The organism is Actinopolyspora mzabensis (assembly GCF_900101095.1).
GTDB lineage: Bacteria > Actinomycetota > Actinomycetes > Mycobacteriales > Pseudonocardiaceae > Actinopolyspora > Actinopolyspora mzabensis.
The window spans coordinates 327,160-344,798 of sequence record NZ_FNFM01000005.1 but is presented as its reverse complement, the minus strand read 5'-3'; the positions used below and the strand labels follow the sequence as shown (position 1 = coordinate 344,798).

Sequence of the window (17,639 nt, the reverse complement as noted above, 5' to 3'; positions counted from 1 at the left end):
GGTGATCACAGCGAGCAGCAGGGCACGCGCCTGCCCGTCCGGGGGAAGGTCACGACCGGGCAAGGGAACGCTCTCCGGCGAGTCACGGCATGCCGAGCAGTGCCGCGGCGGCCGCACGGGCATGCCTGGCGGGCTCCGGGTCACCGCTGATGCCCGCCGTGACGATGGCTCCCTCGACCAGCAGGAAAACCTGTTCGGCCACCGGGGCCCCGGTGGCCCCCACCCACTCCGCGAGCTGCTCGCGGAACGCCCGCTTGTGCGACCGAACCTCGGCCAGCACCGCCTCGGACGAGGAACCGAGCTCACCGTGGGCATTGATCCAGGCGCAGCCCCGAAACCCGGGTTCGGCGAACCAGTCGGCGAGCCAGTCGAAAACCGCGAGCACACGCTCACGGGGATCCGGGACCAGCTCCACGAACGCGGCCAGGCTCTCCCGCCACCGCTGATCGCGACGCCTGAGCACCGCCACCACCAGGTCCTCCTTGCCCGGGAAGAACCGGTAGATCCGCTTCAACGGCAGCGCCGAGACCGCACGCACCTCGTCCATCCCCACCGCCTGGACACCTCGCTCGTAGAACAGCCGTTCCGCCGCGTCGAGCAGCGCAGCACGGTCCAGACGATTTCGTTCCTCGGTGAGCGGGGCCGGCATTTGTGACTCCTCGACGTCGAGAACGATCGTTACCTACTTTAAGTCATCATCATTGGAGAACGCACGTTCTCAACGCGTGAGGAGCCGAACCATGTCGGAAGACCGCCCGCCGTACCCGCCCTTCACACCGGAAACGGCCCTGCGGAAGGTTCAGGCGGCCGAAGACGCCTGGAACACCCGAGACCCCCACCGAGTGGCGACGGCCTACACACCGGACTCGATATGGCGCAACCGCGACGCCTTCCTGCGGGGCCGCGAGGAGATCATCACCTTCCTCACCCGGAAGTGGGAACGCGAACTCGACTACGCGCTACGCAAGAGCCTGTGGGGATTCCACCAGAACCGGATCGCCGTCCGCTTCCAGTACGAGTGCCACGACGCAGCGGGGCAGTGGTGGCGCAGCTACGGCAACGAAATGTGGGAATTCGACGAACACGGCCTCATGCGAAGCCGCGAGGCCAGCATCAACGACGTCACCATCACCGAAACCGAGCGACGCGTCCACGGCCCCCGCACCGAAGCCGAACGCGGAGTCGAGCTCCCCCTCCGGTGAACCCGGCATCACGCCGTCCGGCCCCGATGGGTCCCGCTGCTCCCGAGCGGCTCCGTCCCCGCGGCACGACGTTTCGAGTCGTACGCCGCGTTCACCGGGGCGGACGATCACCGTGAGCCACGAAGATCATCGCGATCGTCGACGAGAGGCAGCACGTCGGTAGCCTCGTGATCACCGGCCTCACGTTCCCTGGTGCGTTGCACCCGAAGCTGGGCCCGTGTGCTCGGCGACGGCACGGGCTCCGGTTGTCGAGAAACCCGGCGCTGCCTGCGCCACAGCACGCCGACGACGAGCGAGGCGGGTGCGACGAACACCAGGACCAGCAGACCGAGCAGGACCCAGGAAAGCATCAACCACCCCGAAAGCGGATGTCGTGGTATTCGGTCAGTACCCGGTGACCGCAGCTGTGTGAGGCGCATGAACAACCACGGCCATATTACGATCATGCCTGTCCCGACGAGCCGATGCGAGCCCCGGCGAGTGGTCATCTCGTCGCGTCGCACGAGCCGAGCACCGACCCAGCGGGTCGGCCACACCGTTTGTCACCACCACGCGCCGGGTAAACCCGATGTATGCGGGGAAAACTACGGAAATACCGGCGCAGGCGTGACTTCGGCAGCACCACCGAGCCGCACGGTGACACTCGCGGCGACGAGGGAAACTCCCGCCCCCGATTCGTCGTGCAGAAGCACGATGCCAGCACGCTGCACTACGACTTCCGCCTGGAAGCGGAGGGGGTGCTGAAGTCCTGGGCACTGCCGAAGGGACCCTCCATCGATCCGCGGGACAAGCGACTGGCCATCCGCACGGAGGACCACCCACTCGATTACGCGGACTTCGAGGGGGTCATTCCCGAAGGGGAGTACGGCGCGGGAACGGTCCTGGTGTGGGACAGCGGCTCGTACGGCCTGCGCACCGATCGGGACGAGAACGCCGCCCAGCTGCTGGATCGAGGACGGATCGACGTCTGGCTGGAGGGTCACAAGTTGCGCGGCGGCTACACCCTGTTGCGCATGAGCAAACGCACCGAGGACCAGTGGTTGTTGGTCAAGATGGCCGACGAGGGGGCCGATCGGCGGCGCAAGCCGCTCAAGAAACAACCCCGTTCCGTCCGAAGCGGTGCGGATCTGAACACGATAGCCGCACACGGAGGGCAGCAGGAGTGAACGAGCTCTTCGAGAGGTTGAGTGCCGAGTCCCGTGAAAGGCTCCGGGAACAGCCTTCCCCCGCATGGTCCGAACCCACCCTGGCGACCCTGGTGCACGAGCCGTTCAGCCATTCCGACTGGCTGTTCGAACCCAAGCTGGACGGCGAGCGCTGCCTGATCGTGCGCCACGGTGACCGGGTCGACGTCCTCTCGCGCAGTCGCAAGCCGCTGGACCGGACTTATCCGGAGATCGTGGCAGCGGTTCCCCGCCTGGTCGAACCGGATTGTGTGCTGGACGGCGAGGTGGTCGCGTTCGACGGTGAGCTGACCAGTTTCGCCCGGTTGCAGCAACGAATGCAGCTCGTCGACGAGGAGTCGACACCGTCGAACATCGCGATTCGGTGCTACCTGTTCGACGTGCTGCACCTGGCCGGTTACGACACCACCGGGCTGCCGTTGCGGGACCGCAAGAAACTGCTGAGCAGCGCGGTGGAGTTCGCGGACCCCCTGCGGTGGACCCCGTACGAGGACACCGACGGCGAGCAGTATCACCAACGGGCCTGCGCGCGGGGGTGGGAAGGAACACTGGCCAAGGACGCCACCGCCCCCTACGAGCACGGGCGCTCCCGCAGCTGGTTGAAGTTCAAGTGCGTCGCCAGCCAGGAACTGGTGATCGGCGGGTTCACCGAACCGACCGGGAGCCGTCCTGATCTCGGCGCGCTGCTGGTCGGCTACTACGAGGGTGACAACCTCGCCTACGCCGGGAAGGTGGGCACCGGATTCGACGAGGCCACCCTGGAGGACCTGCGCAAGCGACTCGACCGACTGGAGCGGGAGCACAACCCGTTCGCGGAGGAAGTGCGCGAGCACGGCGCGCACTGGGTGGCACCGGAGCTAGTCGCCCAGATCTCCTTCACCGAGTGGACCCGGGACGGCAAGCTCCGCCACCCCAGCTACCAGGGGCTGCGCCGGGACAAGCAGCCTTCCGAAGTCACCAGGGAGCATGGGAAATGAGTGAGCGAACCCTGCGCACGGCGGGACGGCCGGTAGAGGTGTCCAAGGCCGACAAGGTGCTGTTCCCCGCGGAGGGGTTCACCAAGGGCGACATCGCCGAGTACTACCGGGAGGTCGGCCACACTGTCGTGCGTTACACCAGGGAACGCCCGTTGGCGGCGGAACGCTACCCGGACGGGATAACGGGACAGCGTATTTTCCAGCAGAACGTCTCCGAGCACGCGCCCGACTGGATTCGCCGTTTCTCCGCCCCCAAGAAGGAGGGCGGTGTGACGGTGCACGTGGTGTGCGACGAGCCGGCCACTCTCGTGTATCTGAGCGATCAGGCCTGTCTGACACCGCACGTGTGGCTCTCCCGGGTGGACGCACTGGACTTCCCGGATCGGCTGATCTTCGATCTCGATCCGGAGGGCAACGACCTCGAAACCCTGCGCGAGGCCGCCCGCTCCACCCGTGACCTGCTGGACGAGCTCACCCTGCCCTCCTTCGTCATGACCACCGGCTCCCGGGGATTCCACGTGTTGGCTCCGTTGCGGCGGCACGAGAACTTCGACGAGGTTCGCGACTTCGCCGGACAAGTGGCCGCGGTCCTCGCGGAGCGCAAACCCGAGACGCTGACCGTGCAGCAGCGCAAGGAAAAGCGCGGGAACCGCGTGTTCGTGGACTACCTGCGCAACGCGTACGGACAGACCACTGTCGCACCGTACTCCGTACGTGCCAGGCCCGGCGCTCCCGTGGCGACCCCACTGGGATGGGATGAGCTTCCCGAGGTGACACCTTGGGATTTCACCGTGCGTGACATCCCGACGAGGCTGCGCGACCACGGTGATCCCTGGTCCGACCTCGGCAACCGCGCGCACTCCCTGAGTCGTGCCCGGAACCTGCTCGAGCACCTTCGCACGGCCTGACCAACGGGCTTCTTACACCCCGTTGCGTCGCCGTCGACCGGAGGCCGGTCCGGACCGGGACAACTCCGTTGGCAACCGCCCGACGACGTGCTCGCGCGAGTAAAGCTTCCCCGCTACGACGGCGTCTCACCCGCGGACCGGATCCGGGGAATCCGGGCATTACTCGTGGCGGTCCCACTCGATCGAGTAGCACCGTGACGGGTTCCGGACCGCCCTTCGACCTCCGCACGCGGGTTTGTGGTCGGATGTCGGGGTGGCAGTTTCGAAACACACCCCCACGGAACCATCGGTAGTTCCCGAAACCCCGGCTTCGAAGAACGGTCCACGGGAGCTGTTGCGCGCTCTGTTCACGCGGTATCCGCTCGCACTCGTCGCCGCTTCGATACCGCTGTTGGCCGTCTCGGTGTGGTTCGTGCTGCTGCCCGCTCTCTTTCGCGGGGAAGGCGGGGAGATTTACCTCCGAGGTGATTTCGAGGTCTACCGCTGGGCCGTGCACACCTGGTTGACAGGCGGCGACATCATCGAGGACTGGGCCCCGCTCCGAGGTGGCAATCTGCTGCCCTGGGTTTACCCCCCGTTCGCGCTGTTGCCGCTGAGCGTGTTCGCCCTACCGCCGGTCACGGTGGGAGCGATTCTGATGTGGGCCGCGAACCTGGCTGCCATCGGCATGACGCTCTACCTGATCGTGCGGCAGCAGTGGCCCGGTGTGGGGCCTCGCGGCGCGTTGGCCGTCGCGGCCCTCGTGCTCCCGTGGCCCCTGTGGCTGGAGCCGGTCTACGCGTGTTTCGCCCAGGGGCAGGTCAACATCGTGCTGATGGGACTGGTCGCGGCGGACTGCCTCGTGCGGAAGCCACGATGGCCGCGTGGTCTGTTGGTGGGCATCGCCGCCGCGGTCAAGCTCGTGCCCGCGGCCTTCCTGCTGTTCTTCCTGTTCCGCAGGGATTTCCGAGCAGCGGCTACCTGCGCGATCACCGCAGTGGTGTGCACGCTGCTCGGTTTCGCGATCGATTTCAAGGCCTCGACGGACTACTGGTTCCGCTATGGTCCGGCTTCCTCCGTCGCTGGTCATGCGGCCGATCCCAACCAGTCGATCATGGGGATGCTCGCCCGACTGCTATCGCACCAGGTGGTGGAGTACGGGATCTGGGCGGTGGTGTGCATCGCGCTGACCGTCGTGCTCGCCCGCACGATCGGGCGGGTCGACCCGCCGGTGGCGATGACGTTGACCGGGTTGTTCGCGCTGCTGGTGTCCCCCACGACCTGGTCGAGTCACTGGGTCTGGGTGATTCCCGGACTGCTGATTCTGCTCGGCTCCGCCGTGCGGACCCGTAGCATCAGCCGGTTCCTGCTCGCCGTGGCGATCGTCGTCGCGGGCAGGAAGGTGGCGTTCCACGCACTCGCGGCCGATGTCTCCCCGCTACTGTACGTGCCGCAGCAACTCGTCGGCAATGCCTACGTCGTCCTCGCGGCGGTGGCATTGCTGGTGACGGGCTGGCAGGCGAACCGCTACGGCGCGTACGAACCGGCCGCGAAGCCCTGACAGCTCCGGGCGCGCCCGTCGCTTCGAGCGCGCCCCCGTCAGGGGAGCGAACCCGACGAACAGCTCGAACAGACCAAGGCCGTCTACACCCGCACGAGCTACACCTACCTTGTACTCCGCGGTCGACAATCTCAGCCACACAGCGGGCGGGCTCCCGCCGCACACCTCCTTCGCCGGACCCGTGCCGCTCGACACGCTCCGATCCGACTGCGGGAACGAATACTCGCGGAATCGCCGCACGCCTACAATCCGCTCCCAGTTGGCGCCCCGGACGCGACCGGACACTACCTGCCGAAGTAGGCAACAGCGGACTCGCACTCCGTCGGAATTCGTCGACACCCGCGCCATGGGGGAACACGACCGAGAGGCGCGGCACGGCATCCCGCTCACCGAATGAGAACAGGTCGAAACAACTCACCAAAATAAAACGTTTTAAGCTTCTTCGGTCCCAACGGTCCTCCACACCCGACTCGGCCGCACCGGCGCACGTTCACCTGTCGCGCCTCAGCACACAACGAGTGAACCCGGAGAACCACCCCAGCCGGCCGAAAATCCTCCCCCACCGCGGAGCGCGGGAAGGAGCTCAACCGGTACCGCAGCGGGAGCAAGGCTGAAACCACCCGAAAACCGACCCAAACAAGGGAATCGACTCCGCAACGAAACGCCGTCACGGCGGTGCCTCCCCTTCGGGGAACTCTGGAAGCCGACACGGAGCCCCTCCTGCAGCCCGGCGTCACGGGCGATCCCACCACCACTCGCCACTCGCTTCGCACGTGCGTATCCGGTGCGCGACCGCGAGCCGGCTCGCGCACACGAATCTCGCGCACGGTCTTGTTCACAGCCGCGAGGGCCGCTATGGTTCGCATCACTTTGAAACGATTTACCTCTACTGCTTCCGCAGTCGAAGCGTGAGAGACCAGGTTCAACGGATGGGAGGACCAATGGGGGTCCGTTCCAGAAACAACCGCACGACGGGGTGGCGCGCGACGATCGCCGTGGCCATGTCGAACTACATCGAGGCCGGATCGATCATCGCGATCGCCACGAGCCTCAGCCTGTGGCAGGAACAATTCGGCCTGGACAACCTGGCTGTCGGCCTGCTCGCCTCACTCAGCGCCAACGCGTTCGGCGCCGCGGCGGGCGCGGCCATCGGCGGCCCGCTGTGCGACCGGTACGGCAGGAAGTTCATCTACACCTACGACCTGCTGCTGTACATGCTGGGCGTGCTGTTGGCCGTGTTCGCCACGTCCTACGGGATGCTGCTGACCGCCTTCATACTGACCGGCATCGCCGTCGGCGCCGGGGTGACCGCCTCGTGGACCTACATCGCCGAGGAAGCACCGGCGCACGAACGAGCGGCGCACGTGGGCACCGCCCAGCTGGCCTGGTCGATCGGTCCGATGATCGGCTACTTGCTGGCCGTCGTCGTGGCCCCGCTCGACCTGCTCGGCAGTCGACTGATCTTCGCGCACCTGTTCCTCGTCGCCGCCATCACCTGGTGGGTGCGACGCGGTCTGCCGGAATCCGGGATCTGGCGCGACAAGAAAAACGCCCAGAACGAGGGCCCCTCTTTCCTGGGCAGCCTGCGCGGCCTGTTCACCAAGAAGGCCAACCTCACCGCGATGCTGTTCCTGTTCGGCGTCTACGCCCTGTGGAACACCGTGGCCGGGCAGTCCGGGATCTTCCAGCCCCGCGTGTACGAGGCGGCGGGCGTTACGTCCGTGACCGAGCAGTACCTGCTGCAGGTGCTCATGTGGGGCTGCACCAGCGCGGCGACCTACCTCGGGTTCATGCGGCTCGCCGACCGGATGAGCCGCCGGTGGCTGTACTGCTCCAGCGCCCTGCTCGGCGTTCTCGCCTGGGCCGCGCTGATCTACGTCCCCCCGGGAATGTTCACCCTGCTCTTCTTCGCGATCGGTTGGGGCGTGTCCATGGGTGTCGGCGCGCAGGCCTTCTACGGCCTGTGGACCAGCGAGTTGTTCGCGACGCAGTACCGCGCCAGCGCGCAGGGCGTGCTGTTCCTGGCCGCCCGAGTGCTCGTCGGCGTGCTCAGCGTCTGGTTCCCGATGCTGCTGGCACAGATCGGGTTGCAGGGGCTCGGCCTGCTCATCCTCGGCCTGCTGGCCGCCGCCCTGCTCATCGGAACACTGTGGACACCCAACACCCAGGGCAAGGACCTGAAGCAGATCGAACGGGAGCGCTACGGAACCGCGACAGCCGAAGACCCGGTGACGACCTCATGACCCGCGTGTGCTTCCAGCTGTGGATCGACCCGAACCGCCTCGACGAGTACCGGAGCCGCCACGCGGCCGTGTGGCCCGAGATGCTGCGCGAGCTCGAGGCGTCGGGGCGACGCAACTACTCGCTGTTCCTGCGTCCGGACGGGCTGCTGATCGGCTACTACGAGACGGACTCCGTGTCCGCTTCGGACGCCCACCTCGCGGAATCGCGGGTAGCCGCGATCTGGGAGGAGTACATGGCCGATCTCTTCGTAGGCCGGAGCGGACGCGCCGACCAGACCGCGATCACCCTCGAAGAGGTCTTCCACCTCGAGGACCAGCTCGCCGATCTCGACGAGCACCACCAGCACGCGAGCACCACACCGGTACTCGACAACGCCGATCCGAACGAAGGGGAACGATGACCGTACCGCATCGCTTCGACGAGATCACCGAAACGCTCGCCCGCCAGTCCATCGAACTGCCCAGCTGGGCGTTCGGCAACTCCGGCACCCGCTTCAAGGTGTTCGGCACCCCCGGAACCCCGCGCGACACGCACGAGAAGATCGCCGACGCCGCCAAGGTTCACGAGATGACCGGGCTCGCGCCGAGCGTGGCGCTGCACATCCCGTGGGACGACGTCGAGGACTTCACCGAGCTCAAGGCCCACGCCGAGAATCTCGGGGTCGAGCTGGGCACGATCAACGCCAACACGTTCCAGGACGAGGACTACAAGTTCGGCAGCCTCACCCACTCCGACCCCGCGATTCGGCGCAAGGCCATCGATCACCACTTCCGGTGCATCGAGATCATGCACGCCACCGGATCGACCGATCTCAAGATCTGGCTGGCCGACGGGACGAACTACCCCGGTCAGGACTCGCTGCGGGCGCGTCAGGACCGGCTCGCCGCGTCGCTCGCCGAGATCTACGAGCGGCTCGACGCGCACCAACGGCTCGTGCTGGAGTACAAGTTCTTCGAACCGGCCTTCTACCACACCGATGTCCCCGACTGGGGGACCTCGTACGCGCAGGTCAGCGCGCTCGGTGACCGGGCGCTGACCTGTCTGGACACCGGCCACCACGCGCCGGGCACCAACATCGAGTTCATCGTCATGCAGCTGATGCGGCTGGGCAAGCTCGGCTCGTTCGACTTCAACTCGCGCTTCTACGCCGATGACGACCTGATCGTCGGTGCGGCCGACCCGTTCCAGCTGTTCCGCATCCTGTACGAGGTCATCGCGAACGGTGGGCTCGACGAGGATTCCCCGGTTCGCTTCATGCTCGACCAGTGCCACAACATCGAGGAGAAGATCCCCGGTCAGATCCGCTCGGTGCTCAACGTGCAGGAGATGACCGCCCGCGCGCTGCTGGTCGACCGGGCGGCCCTCGACAAGGCCCAGGCCGAGCACGACGTGCTCGGTGCGAACGAGGTGCTGATGGACGCCTTCCAGACCGACGTTCGACCGGCCCTGGCACAGTGGCGCGCCTCGCGCGGCCTGCCCGAGGAGCCGATGCGCGCCTACGCCGAGTCCGGCCACCAGCGGCACCTGGCCGAGCAACGCGTCGGCGGTGCGCAGGCAGGCTGGGGCTGAGGGGCACACCGGGCGAGCACACCCGGCAGGAGAGCGACCGCACGGACGGTCACCCCTCGGCGGGCGGGAAGGGAACCGTTCCCGCCCGCCGAGTGCTGTCGGTCGAGTCGTTGTCCCTCTTGTGGCTGGGCAACCGACCCGCGGTCTCCCCCACCGGGACGCATCACCCCTGGACGGGCGGGTCCGCTTTCTCGCCGAACCGCATCTCGAAGTCGTGCATCGCGAGGCTGAGGAAAGGCCCACGCCCCTGCAACCATCCCAGCGGACCGTGTGGCTCCGGGTGCCAGGACGCGGTGCGCACGGCAGCACGACCGCGCGCCCTCACCCGGTTCTCCACGATCGCCCCGCCCATCGACTGCGCGATCCGGTAGCCCAGCGGCCACTTCCCCGGCAGCGACACCCGGTCGGTCAGGGACGCCGACGCGATCCCGTGCGCCTCGATCCGCAACGGGTCCACCGAGTCGACCCCGAACGTTGCCCGCTCCTTGGGAATGCCCCACAACTCACGACCTCCCCGCAGGGAGGCAGCACTGTCCACCCAGATGTGGGTGATACACGCCCGGAGCCGGGCGCCACGCCGCACGAGCACGGCGGCGAGCAGCTCGTTGTACTCCAGCACGCTTCCGGTCCGGTAGAGAACCCAGGCGGTACCGACGAGGCCCGTGTCCCCCAGCAGCACCGGCGACAGTCCCTTGGGGACAGTGGGGAGCAGTCGCTTCGGCAGCCGCCAGAGCGACACGGACATCTCACCGGACAGCCACCATGGTGGTGGCGGATAGGTCATGTCCGTGCCGACTCCCGTGTTGGATTCGAATCGTGGTTCTCCGACGATCTCGTGTGCCCAGCAGCCTACCCACACCGAGCAAGCCCGAACAGCACGGAACGCGCCCCCGGTTCCGGACGCCCCGCCACGCTCTACCCGACAGCGACGTCGGGGGTGATCACACGCCCCCGGGCGAGCACGAGCCGCTGCCGGTGCAGCGCGGTCAGCTCGGCGAGCGGATCACCGTCGACCACGAGCAGGTCAGCGGTGTTACCGGGCGCGAGCAGGCCGACCCGGTCCAGGCCGAGCGCGCGGGCCGCCCCGCTGGTGGCCATGTCGATCACGCGCGCGGGGGACCAGCCGAGCGCGTCGGCGTAGTAACTCAGCGCGCCGACGTAGTTGTCGAACACCGAGGTGGGCAGGCCGGCGTCGGTGCCGGGCACGAACCGGACCCCGTGCTTGTCCATCCAGTGGAGCCGGTCGAGGGCGGCCTGCGAACGCTGTTCGCCGACCACGACCCGCTGGAAGGTCCTCCAGTCCGGCGGGTAGGCGTGGCACACGACGATCCCCCGCTCGGCGATCTCGCGGGCGACCTCGTCCCGCAGGTCCGGACCGGAGTCGTCCGCACCCTGCCACGAGCAGTGCTCGATGGTGTCCACACCGGCCTCGACCGCCGCCGCGATCGCCTCGGTGCCGTGCGCGTGCGCGGCCACGGGAAGTCCGGCCGCGTGGGCTTCCCGCACCACGAGGGCCAGCTCCTCGGCGGAGAACTGGCTCTGCCAGGTGGCCGGCGACTCGGGGGTCATCTCCCCGCCCGAGGCCATCACCTTGATGACGTCGGCACCGAGGGCGACGTTGCCCCGGATGCGATCGCGGATCTCCGCCGGACCGGAGACCTCGCCACCGAAGAACCAGCAGTGCCCCTTCGGCGGAGTCAACGGCGGCCCGGAGCCGAGCAGGCGCGGGCCCGCGAGGTCACCACGATCGATCGCGTCGCGTACCCGCAGCACCAGCCCGTCGCGGTCGCCGAGATCCCGCAGAGTCGTCACCCCCGCCCGCAACGCCTGCTGCGCACGACCGGCGATGCCGAGCAGCAGTTCCGCGTCGTCGGCCGCCAGGTAGCGTTCGAGCATGCCGAAGCCGGCATCCCACGTCAGGTGGACGTGGGCGTTGACGAGGCCGGGCAGCACGGTGCCGCCCACCGCGGTGTGCCGCCGCGCGTCGTCGGCGTGCGGTTCGACTTCGGCGCGGGGTCCGACGGCGGTGATCGTTTCCCCGTCGACGAGCACCGCGCCGTCGGCGATCCGCTGCCCGTCCGGGCCGGGCACTACCTGGTCGGCGGTGATGAGTTGTTGCATGGGCTCCACTTTCAGTCGTGCGGGTCGAGGGCTTGGGCGAGCCGGACCAACTGGCTCACCTCGGTGTCCACAGTGGCCGCGGTGGTGTCCGGAGCCGCCACCAGCAGGGGCGCCGACGAGGAGGGGGTGTGTCCGGCTGCGCGCAGCTCGAGTGCGCGGCGCACGGCGTCGGCCTGCTCGGCCGGATCCGCCTCGGGATCGCAGCCGACGTCCCGCAGCCATGGGCTGAGTTTGGAGAGGCCGTCGCGGCATTCGATCGCCCGGCGCCAGAACGCGCGGTGCACCTGTGCGGCGGAGAACCTGTCCCGCCAGAGCCGTCCCGGCGCCCGGCGGGTGTGGTCGAGTGCGTCCTCGGGGAAGGCTTGGTGCATTCGCTCCCACAGGGGCCGCAGGGCCCGGTACTGACGCCGGTGGTGCAGCCAGACCCGCAACGTGGCCCACCGAGCGGCGATCCCGACCGCGAGCAGTCCGCTGATCCACAGCACCGCGCCGACCTCGATGAGCGAGGTGGCGCCGGTGGCCAGCGCGTCCGGGGCCACCAGGCCGGCCCCGGCCAGAGCGACGTACATCCCGCGCCCGGCCGAGGCGATGCCGAACAGCACCATGCCCGCCGCTGCCAAGCGCAGCCCGAACCGCACGCGGGAACTGGACTCGCGCCCGTAGCGCACCGCCCAGACCGCGGCAGCGCTGCAGGAATACGTGAAGTAGACGAGAGCAACCGCGTAGAAGGCCACCACTTCGGGACGATCGAGGGCGGCATCCTGCAACCTGCCGCTGGCCGGGTAGGAAGCGGCCTGGAGCCGCGGCGGCGTGGCCGCCATCGACAAGGACAGCACCACGCACACCACCACAGCCGTGGCACCGTCCCACCACCCCCGCAGCGGCACTCGCGGCCGTTCCTCCGCGCGACCGGAGGCGTATCGCGTCCCGGACGCCGACAGCAGGAAGAACAGCATCACCGCGCAGAACCCGAGCACCAGCGCGCAGTTCTGGATGAGCTTGCCCATGCCCGCGGTTACCACGCCGCCAGTCAACGCCCGCAGAGCGGTGATCATGAACGCTTCACCGAGCAGCAACAACACCAGCGCCACCACGATGACCCACAACCCGCGATCGCGGGGGCTGCGGGCGAGGCGATAACCGAACCACCCGGTCATCACCAGTTCGAGCATCTCGATCGGCGTCACAGCCATTCGACCTTGTCTCCAAGCACACGCCGCAACCGGTGGTCACGGGCGTCGTTCGAGGGCAGGGTGACACCCTCCTGCGCGGCGGCACGGCCGAGCAGAACGGTCGCGATCGTCTCGGCCTCCCGCTCGACGCGGGAGTTGTACGAGGTACGGCGGAGCGTTCCCGTGCTACCACTCGGGTCGATCTCGGACAGATCGTTGACCGGCTCGAGGGGGTGACCGCCGAGAACGTGCCCGAGCTCGTGCGCCACGACGTGCTGCTGGTGCAACGGGGTCGCCACCCGCTGGTACAGGATGTAGATCGCCTCGTCCCGCGGTTCAGGTGCGTACCGGATGGTCAACCCGAACGGTCCGTGCGCGGGCAGATCGAATGGCGCTGCCACGATCGGCACCGGCCAGATCGCGCTGAGGCGCTCGCACACCTCGAGCATGTCGGTGGGCTCCGCGATGCCCGCCCGGCGCAGCGTCGAACGCAGCTGCCGCCGCAGCCGGGCCTCCTCCCGGTTCCGTCTCCAGACCTGCCGTAACGACACGTTGCTCCCTCGATCACCCGAGCCACCCTGCCGGCGCGTCCGGCCGCGGCCCCACCAATTACGGGAATCTCACTCGCCCGGACCGGTCCGCCTGCGCTTCTGGTGCAGGAACCGGATGAAGTCCGCGACTTCCGCCCGCCCGTTCTCGTCCAGCTCGCCCGCCCTGTTCAGCAGGACGGGCAGTTCGTCGTCCGCGTCGGCACGGCGTCCCGTGAACGAGTCCGTGGTCGTGCCGAACAGTTCGGCGAGCGCGCGCACCAGGTCCCAGGTGGGCACGTGCTTCTGGTTGGCCACACCGTGCAGGTGCTGCCGGGAGATGGGATGACCACGCTCCGTCAGCGCACGCGCCAGTGCCGGAATCGACCACGGACGCCCGTCGTCCCGGACCTGCTCGTTCATCAGTTCGTACAGCCGGCTCGCGAACGCCTCGCGCCCCTCGTCTGTCACGCCGAGCCTCCAATCGGTCCCCCAGCCACAGCCGAGTCAAACATCTACAACATCAATGTCGCCGATATTTGACAACTGCTGCCTCTGACCGTACGTTCCCAAGCAAGTCAAGAATATCTGACACGATGAGCTGCCCAAAGCCCACTTCGAGCGCTAGGAGGAAGGGGGACGGGCTTGGAAGCAAGGGCGTGCTGAACGAGATCCTTGACCGATCGCCCCGGCCGAGGCGTGCGGCCAAGCGCAACCGACCGCGAGAGCGCTCGTTCGAACCGGCCCACCGGCAGGACTCCCCACGGGCCCGCCGGGGCAAGCAGAGCACGCCCGGCTGTCTCCGACCCCACTCGCCCTCGCGGGAATCGCCCCCGGCGGAGCCACTGCGGCGAAGCCGCCGGGCCCACGGAGCACTCATCGTCCGAGTACGAGTCCACGAGGCCTCTTCACTGGGGGTAGAGGCCTCGTGCGCTGCTCGTCCCCGGTCGGCTGCGGTGTATCGCTCCGCCCGATGCGACCTCGGACACCCACCAGTACACGAACACCTCGGCGACACCACGAGATCACGCCCGCTGCCTGGCCGGCACGCTTCCGCAAAGCCCTGAACAGCTGCGTAGCGACGCATCACCGAGCCGACGTCATGCGCCGTTCAGGTACGACCTCACTGGGCCGCCTCACCCAACCCGCGAGGAAGAACAGCCGATTGGTTCCTCGAATGACTCATCGTAACCCTGAGGAAAGCGTTTTCCGGATCGGAGAGGGAGAAACTTTGTTGTCCCGTGCTTCTTCCCGCGCCAAGAAAGGCCTGTACTCGGCAGCGCTGAGCGCGCTGACCGTGCTGGGCATGGCTGTGGCTGCTCCCGTGGGGCACACCGAGCCCTCCCGCCCCGGAGGCACTTCCCATCCCCGAAGCACACGGCGAGCAGGCCGTCGACTCCACGATCACCGTCGAGGGCGAGTTGAACGGTGGGTTCACCCGCTACTACGGGGAGGGCGACCTGGGCGGAGGTAACCAGGACGAGGACCAACCGCCGATCTTCGAACTCGCCGACGGTGCGACGCTGAAGAACGTGATCATCGGCGCGCCCGCTTCCGACGGTATCCACTGTCTCGGCTCCTGCACCCTGCAGAACGTGTGGTGGGAGGACGTCGGTGAGGACGCCGCGACACTCGCGGCCGGAGACACGTGGGACCTGATGGTGATCAAGGGCGGTGGTGCGCAGGCCGCCAAGGACAAGGTGTTCCAGCACAACGGCCCGGGAACCATGGTGATCAGTGATTTCCGGGCCAGGGACTTCGGCACCTTCTACCTGTCCTGCGGTAACTGCACCGAGCAGTACGAACGTCACGCGTTCATCCACGACATCAGGACAACCGCCCCCAAGAACAAACTGACCGGGGTCAACGTCAATTACGGCGACACCGTCGCGCTCTCCGACATCACGGTCGCCGGTGACCCCGGAACGGACATCTGCGTCTCGTACCTGGGCAACGACGACGGAACCGAACCCGAGCGGATCGGCAGCGGCCCCAGCGAGAACTGCCTGTACGACGAATCGGACATCGACTTCGAATGACCCCTGGCTTCGTCGAGCACAGCCTCGACGCACGGGACGACGATGCGTTCCGTGGCGTCTGCCGGGGAATCGCGTCGCGGTTCGCCGAACCGCGCCCCCACCACGTGCCCCTGACGGGACCGGAGAGCGGTCGGCCTCCGGCCCCGCCAGGGGCGAAGTGGTCACAGCGTTCGGGCGAGCCTGTTGGCCAGCAGACTGGTGAACTGCGCGGGTTCGCGGAGCTCGCCGCCCTCGGCCAGCAGCGCCATGCCGTGGACGAGTTCGGCCGTCTCCTTCAACTCCTGGCTCTCGCCGTTCTTGTCGTAGGAGTCGCGCATCCCGCTCACGAGGGGATGGTCGGGATTGACCTCGAGGATGCGTTTCACCGGCGGCACCTCGTGGCCCATGGCCCGGTACATCTTCTCCAGGGTCGGCCCCATGTCGTCGTTGTCGCCGACCACGCAGGCCGGTGACGTGCTCAGGCGCGAGGAGAGCCGCACTTCCTTCACGTCCTCGGCGAGCTTGGTCGACATCCAGGACAGCACGTCGGCGAACTCCTGCTGCCGCTCGCTGTCCTTGCCGTCCTCGTCCTGCTCGTCGAGATCGACCTGGCCCTTGGCGATCGACTGGAACCGCTTGCCGTCGAACTCCGGGACCGACTCCACCCACATCTCGTCGACCGGGTCGGTCAGCAGCAGCACCTCCATGCCCTTGTCCCGGAAGGCCTCGATGTGCGGGGAGTTCTCGACCTTGGACCGCGAACTGCCGGTGATGTAGTAGATGCTGTCCTGGCCCTCCTTCATCCGCTCGATGTACTCACGCAGCGTCGTCTTGTTCTCCGCGTCGTGCGTGGACTCGAAGGAGGCGATCTCGAGGATCTGCTCGCGGTTGTCGACGTCGTTGAGCAGCCCCTCCTTGACTGCCTGACCGAACTGGTCCCAGAACTTCGCGTAGCTGTCCGGGTCCTGGCTCATCATGTCCTTGACCGTGGCCAGAACCTTCTTGACCAGACGCTTGCGCATCATCTGGATCTGGCGGTCCTGCTGCAGGATCTCCCGCGACACGTTGAGGGAGAGGTCCTGCGCGTCCACCACACCCTTGACGAAGCGCAGGTACTCCGGCAGGAGTTCCTCGCAGTCGTCCATGATGAACACGCGCTTGACGTAGAGCTGGACGCCGCGCTTGTGGTCCCGCGTGAAGAGGTCGAAGGGGGCGACCGAGGGGATGAACAGCAGCGCCTGGTACTCGATCGTGCCCTCGGCCCGCAGGTGGATCGTCTCGAGCGGATCGTTCCAGTCGTGGCTGATGTGCTTGTAGAACTCGCGGTACTCCTCCTCGGCGACCTCCTCCTTGGGGCGCGCCCAGAGGGCCTTCATCGAGTTGATCGTCTCGATCTGCCGCGTGGTCTCGCCCTCGGAGTCGGTGCGCTTGACCTCCATGCGGATGGGCCACGAGATGAAGTCGGAGTAGCGCTTGATTATGTTGGTGATCGTCGTGCTGTCGGTGTAGTCGAGCAGGCTGTCTTCCTGGTCCTCGGCCTTCAGGTGCAGCGTCACCGCAGTGCCCTGCGGGGCCTCCTCGACCGTCTCGAGGGTGTAGGTGCCCTCGCCGGTCGAGTCCCAGCGGGTGCCGGTGCTCTCACCCGCCCGACGGGTCAGCAGCGTCACCCGGTCGGCCACCATGAAGCTGGCGTAGAACCCGAGTCCGAACTGGCCGATCAGCTCCTGCGCGGCAGCGCCGTCCTGCGTGTCCTTCAGCTGCTGCAGCAGCTCCGCCGTGCCCGACTTGGCGATCGTGCCGATGAGGTCCTGGACCTCGTCCCGCGACATGCCGATGCCGTTGTCGCGCACCGTCAGCGTGCGGTGCTCCCTGTCGGCCTCGATCAGGATGTGCGGGTCGGAGGTGTCCACCTCCAGGTCCTTGTCGCGGAAGGACTCCAGCCGCACCTTGTCGAGCGCGTCCGAGGCGTTGGAAACGAGCTCGCGCAGGAACGTGTCCTTGTTCGAATATATGGCGTGAACCATCAACTGCAACAATTTGCGGGATTCCGCCTGGAATTCGAACGTTTCCGCCTGTGTACTCACTGATCCCCTTTCCCGAAATCATGACTCCCGCGCGTCGCTTCGGAGAACGACACCGGTACGGCCGAATTATAGGAGGTCGCGCGACCGCCACGG

17 protein-coding genes are annotated in these 17,639 nt (G+C 67.5%); 9 read left to right on the top strand and 8 right to left on the bottom strand.

All coding sequences use genetic code 11. The annotated features are described in order from the left end of the window. Window positions 1–82 precede the first annotated feature (82 nt). Window positions 83–649 carry a TetR/AcrR family transcriptional regulator gene (locus BLR41_RS10590; RefSeq protein ID WP_092627837.1) on the bottom strand — a complete coding sequence of 189 codons (567 nt, stop codon included), beginning with the start codon at window positions 647–649 and terminating at the stop codon, window positions 83–85. A 91-nt stretch (window positions 650–740) separates the two neighbouring features. Between BLR41_RS10590 and BLR41_RS10585 the strand changes: the two genes are divergently transcribed. Continuing rightward, a complete protein-coding gene (locus BLR41_RS10585; RefSeq protein WP_092627836.1) occupies window positions 741–1,202 on the top strand; it encodes a nuclear transport factor 2 family protein in 462 nt (153 codons plus the stop codon). Window positions 1,203–1,309: 107 nt separating this feature from the next. Here the strand turns inward: BLR41_RS10585 and BLR41_RS10580 are convergent, their stop codons facing one another. Further along, window positions 1,310–1,552 carry a hypothetical protein gene (locus BLR41_RS10580; protein ID WP_092627835.1) on the bottom strand — a complete coding sequence of 81 codons (243 nt, stop codon included), beginning with the start codon at window positions 1,550–1,552 and terminating at the stop codon, window positions 1,310–1,312. 222 nt (window positions 1,553–1,774) lie between these two features. On the opposite strand from BLR41_RS10580, the gene BLR41_RS10575 reads away from it, so the two are divergent. The 7 genes from BLR41_RS10575 to rhaI all read left to right on the top strand — a co-directional run bounded on the left by BLR41_RS10575 (window position 1,775) and on the right by rhaI (window position 9,624). Then, window positions 1,775–2,368: a DNA polymerase ligase N-terminal domain-containing protein gene (locus BLR41_RS10575; protein WP_092627834.1), complete on the top strand. Its 594-nt coding sequence runs from the start codon at window positions 1,775–1,777 to the stop codon at window positions 2,366–2,368. Then, the gene (ligD, locus tag BLR41_RS10570; protein ID WP_092627833.1) at window positions 2,365–3,363 is read left to right on the top strand and encodes a non-homologous end-joining DNA ligase; all 999 of its coding nucleotides are present in this window, start codon (window positions 2,365–2,367) and stop codon (window positions 3,361–3,363) included. Before BLR41_RS10575 ends, ligD (BLR41_RS10570) begins: the two co-directional genes overlap by 4 nt. Beyond that, on the top strand, window positions 3,360–4,271 hold the full coding sequence (ligD, locus tag BLR41_RS10565) for a non-homologous end-joining DNA ligase (protein WP_092627832.1): 912 nt from the start codon (window positions 3,360–3,362) through the stop codon (window positions 4,269–4,271). The genes ligD (BLR41_RS10570) and ligD (BLR41_RS10565) overlap by 4 nt, the downstream gene beginning before the upstream one ends. Window positions 4,272–4,605: 334 nt before the next feature. After that, window positions 4,606–5,811, top strand: a complete 1,206-nt coding sequence (locus BLR41_RS10560) for a glycosyltransferase family 87 protein (RefSeq protein ID WP_245694049.1) — start codon at window positions 4,606–4,608, stop codon at window positions 5,809–5,811. Window positions 5,812–6,752: 941 nt separating this feature from the next. After that, window positions 6,753–8,054: an MFS transporter gene (locus tag BLR41_RS10555; RefSeq protein WP_176797944.1), complete on the top strand. Its 1,302-nt coding sequence runs from the start codon at window positions 6,753–6,755 to the stop codon at window positions 8,052–8,054. Next, window positions 8,051–8,455, top strand: coding sequence for an L-rhamnose mutarotase (locus tag BLR41_RS10550; protein WP_092627831.1), 405 nt, complete (start codon window positions 8,051–8,053; stop codon window positions 8,453–8,455). Before BLR41_RS10555 ends, BLR41_RS10550 begins: the two co-directional genes overlap by 4 nt. Further along, window positions 8,452–9,624 (top strand): L-rhamnose isomerase, encoded by a 1,173-nt coding sequence (gene rhaI / locus BLR41_RS10545; RefSeq protein WP_092627830.1) that lies wholly within the window; start codon window positions 8,452–8,454, stop codon window positions 9,622–9,624. The genes BLR41_RS10550 and rhaI overlap by 4 nt, the downstream gene beginning before the upstream one ends. A 163-nt stretch (window positions 9,625–9,787) precedes the next feature. Here the strand turns inward: rhaI and BLR41_RS10540 are convergent, their stop codons facing one another. The 5 genes from BLR41_RS10540 to BLR41_RS10520 all read right to left on the bottom strand — a co-directional run bounded on the left by BLR41_RS10540 (window position 9,788) and on the right by BLR41_RS10520 (window position 13,915). Continuing rightward, a complete protein-coding gene (locus BLR41_RS10540) occupies window positions 9,788–10,408 on the bottom strand; it encodes an acetoacetate decarboxylase family protein (RefSeq protein ID WP_143013044.1) in 621 nt (206 codons plus the stop codon). A gap of 131 nt (window positions 10,409–10,539) precedes the next feature. Further along, a complete protein-coding gene (locus tag BLR41_RS10535) occupies window positions 10,540–11,745 on the bottom strand; it encodes a metal-dependent hydrolase family protein (protein ID WP_092627828.1) in 1,206 nt (401 codons plus the stop codon). A gap of 11 nt (window positions 11,746–11,756) precedes the next feature. After that, entirely contained in the window at window positions 11,757–12,938 is a 1,182-nt protein-coding gene (locus BLR41_RS10530) for an MAB_1171c family putative transporter (protein ID WP_143013043.1), read from the bottom strand. Then, window positions 12,929–13,468 (bottom strand): hypothetical protein, encoded by a 540-nt coding sequence (locus BLR41_RS10525; protein ID WP_092627826.1) that lies wholly within the window; start codon window positions 13,466–13,468, stop codon window positions 12,929–12,931. The genes BLR41_RS10530 and BLR41_RS10525 overlap by 10 nt, the downstream gene beginning before the upstream one ends. Window positions 13,469–13,537: 69 nt before the next feature. Next, entirely contained in the window at window positions 13,538–13,915 is a 378-nt protein-coding gene (locus BLR41_RS10520; RefSeq protein WP_092627825.1) for a hypothetical protein, read from the bottom strand. 950 nt (window positions 13,916–14,865) lie between these two features. On the opposite strand from BLR41_RS10520, the gene BLR41_RS10515 reads away from it, so the two are divergent. Then, entirely contained in the window at window positions 14,866–15,483 is a 618-nt protein-coding gene (locus BLR41_RS10515; RefSeq protein WP_245694047.1) for a pectate lyase, read from the top strand. A gap of 161 nt (window positions 15,484–15,644) precedes the next feature. Here BLR41_RS10515 and htpG read toward each other — a convergent pair whose 3' ends face one another. Next, the gene (htpG, locus tag BLR41_RS10510; protein WP_092627823.1) at window positions 15,645–17,546 is read right to left on the bottom strand and encodes a molecular chaperone HtpG; all 1,902 of its coding nucleotides are present in this window, start codon (window positions 17,544–17,546) and stop codon (window positions 15,645–15,647) included. Between the last annotated feature and the right edge of the window lie 93 nt (window positions 17,547–17,639).

What these genes read in the sequence shown, in the direction of transcription:
- BLR41_RS10555 (WP_176797944.1), top strand. Translation starts at nt 6,753, where the DNA reads ATGGGGGTCCGTTCCAGAAACAACCGCACGACGGGGTGGCGCGCGACG.
- BLR41_RS10535 (WP_092627828.1), bottom strand. Translation starts at nt 11,745, where the DNA reads ATGCAACAACTCATCACCGCCGACCAGGTAGTGCCCGGCCCGGACGGG.
- BLR41_RS10580 (WP_092627835.1), bottom strand. Translation starts at nt 1,552, where the DNA reads ATGCTTTCCTGGGTCCTGCTCGGTCTGCTGGTCCTGGTGTTCGTCGCA.
- BLR41_RS10585 (WP_092627836.1), top strand. Translation starts at nt 741, where the DNA reads ATGTCGGAAGACCGCCCGCCGTACCCGCCCTTCACACCGGAAACGGCC.
- BLR41_RS10530 (WP_143013043.1), bottom strand. Translation starts at nt 12,938, where the DNA reads ATGGCTGTGACGCCGATCGAGATGCTCGAACTGGTGATGACCGGGTGG.
- BLR41_RS10590 (WP_092627837.1), bottom strand. Translation starts at nt 649, where the DNA reads ATGCCGGCCCCGCTCACCGAGGAACGAAATCGTCTGGACCGTGCTGCG.
- BLR41_RS10575 (WP_092627834.1), top strand. Translation starts at nt 1,775, where the DNA reads ATGCGGGGAAAACTACGGAAATACCGGCGCAGGCGTGACTTCGGCAGC.
- BLR41_RS10550 (WP_092627831.1), top strand. Translation starts at nt 8,051, where the DNA reads ATGACCCGCGTGTGCTTCCAGCTGTGGATCGACCCGAACCGCCTCGAC.
- rhaI (WP_092627830.1), top strand. Translation starts at nt 8,452, where the DNA reads ATGACCGTACCGCATCGCTTCGACGAGATCACCGAAACGCTCGCCCGC.
- ligD (WP_092627832.1), top strand. Translation starts at nt 3,360, where the DNA reads ATGAGTGAGCGAACCCTGCGCACGGCGGGACGGCCGGTAGAGGTGTCC.
- BLR41_RS10540 (WP_143013044.1), bottom strand. Translation starts at nt 10,408, where the DNA reads ATGACCTATCCGCCACCACCATGGTGGCTGTCCGGTGAGATGTCCGTG.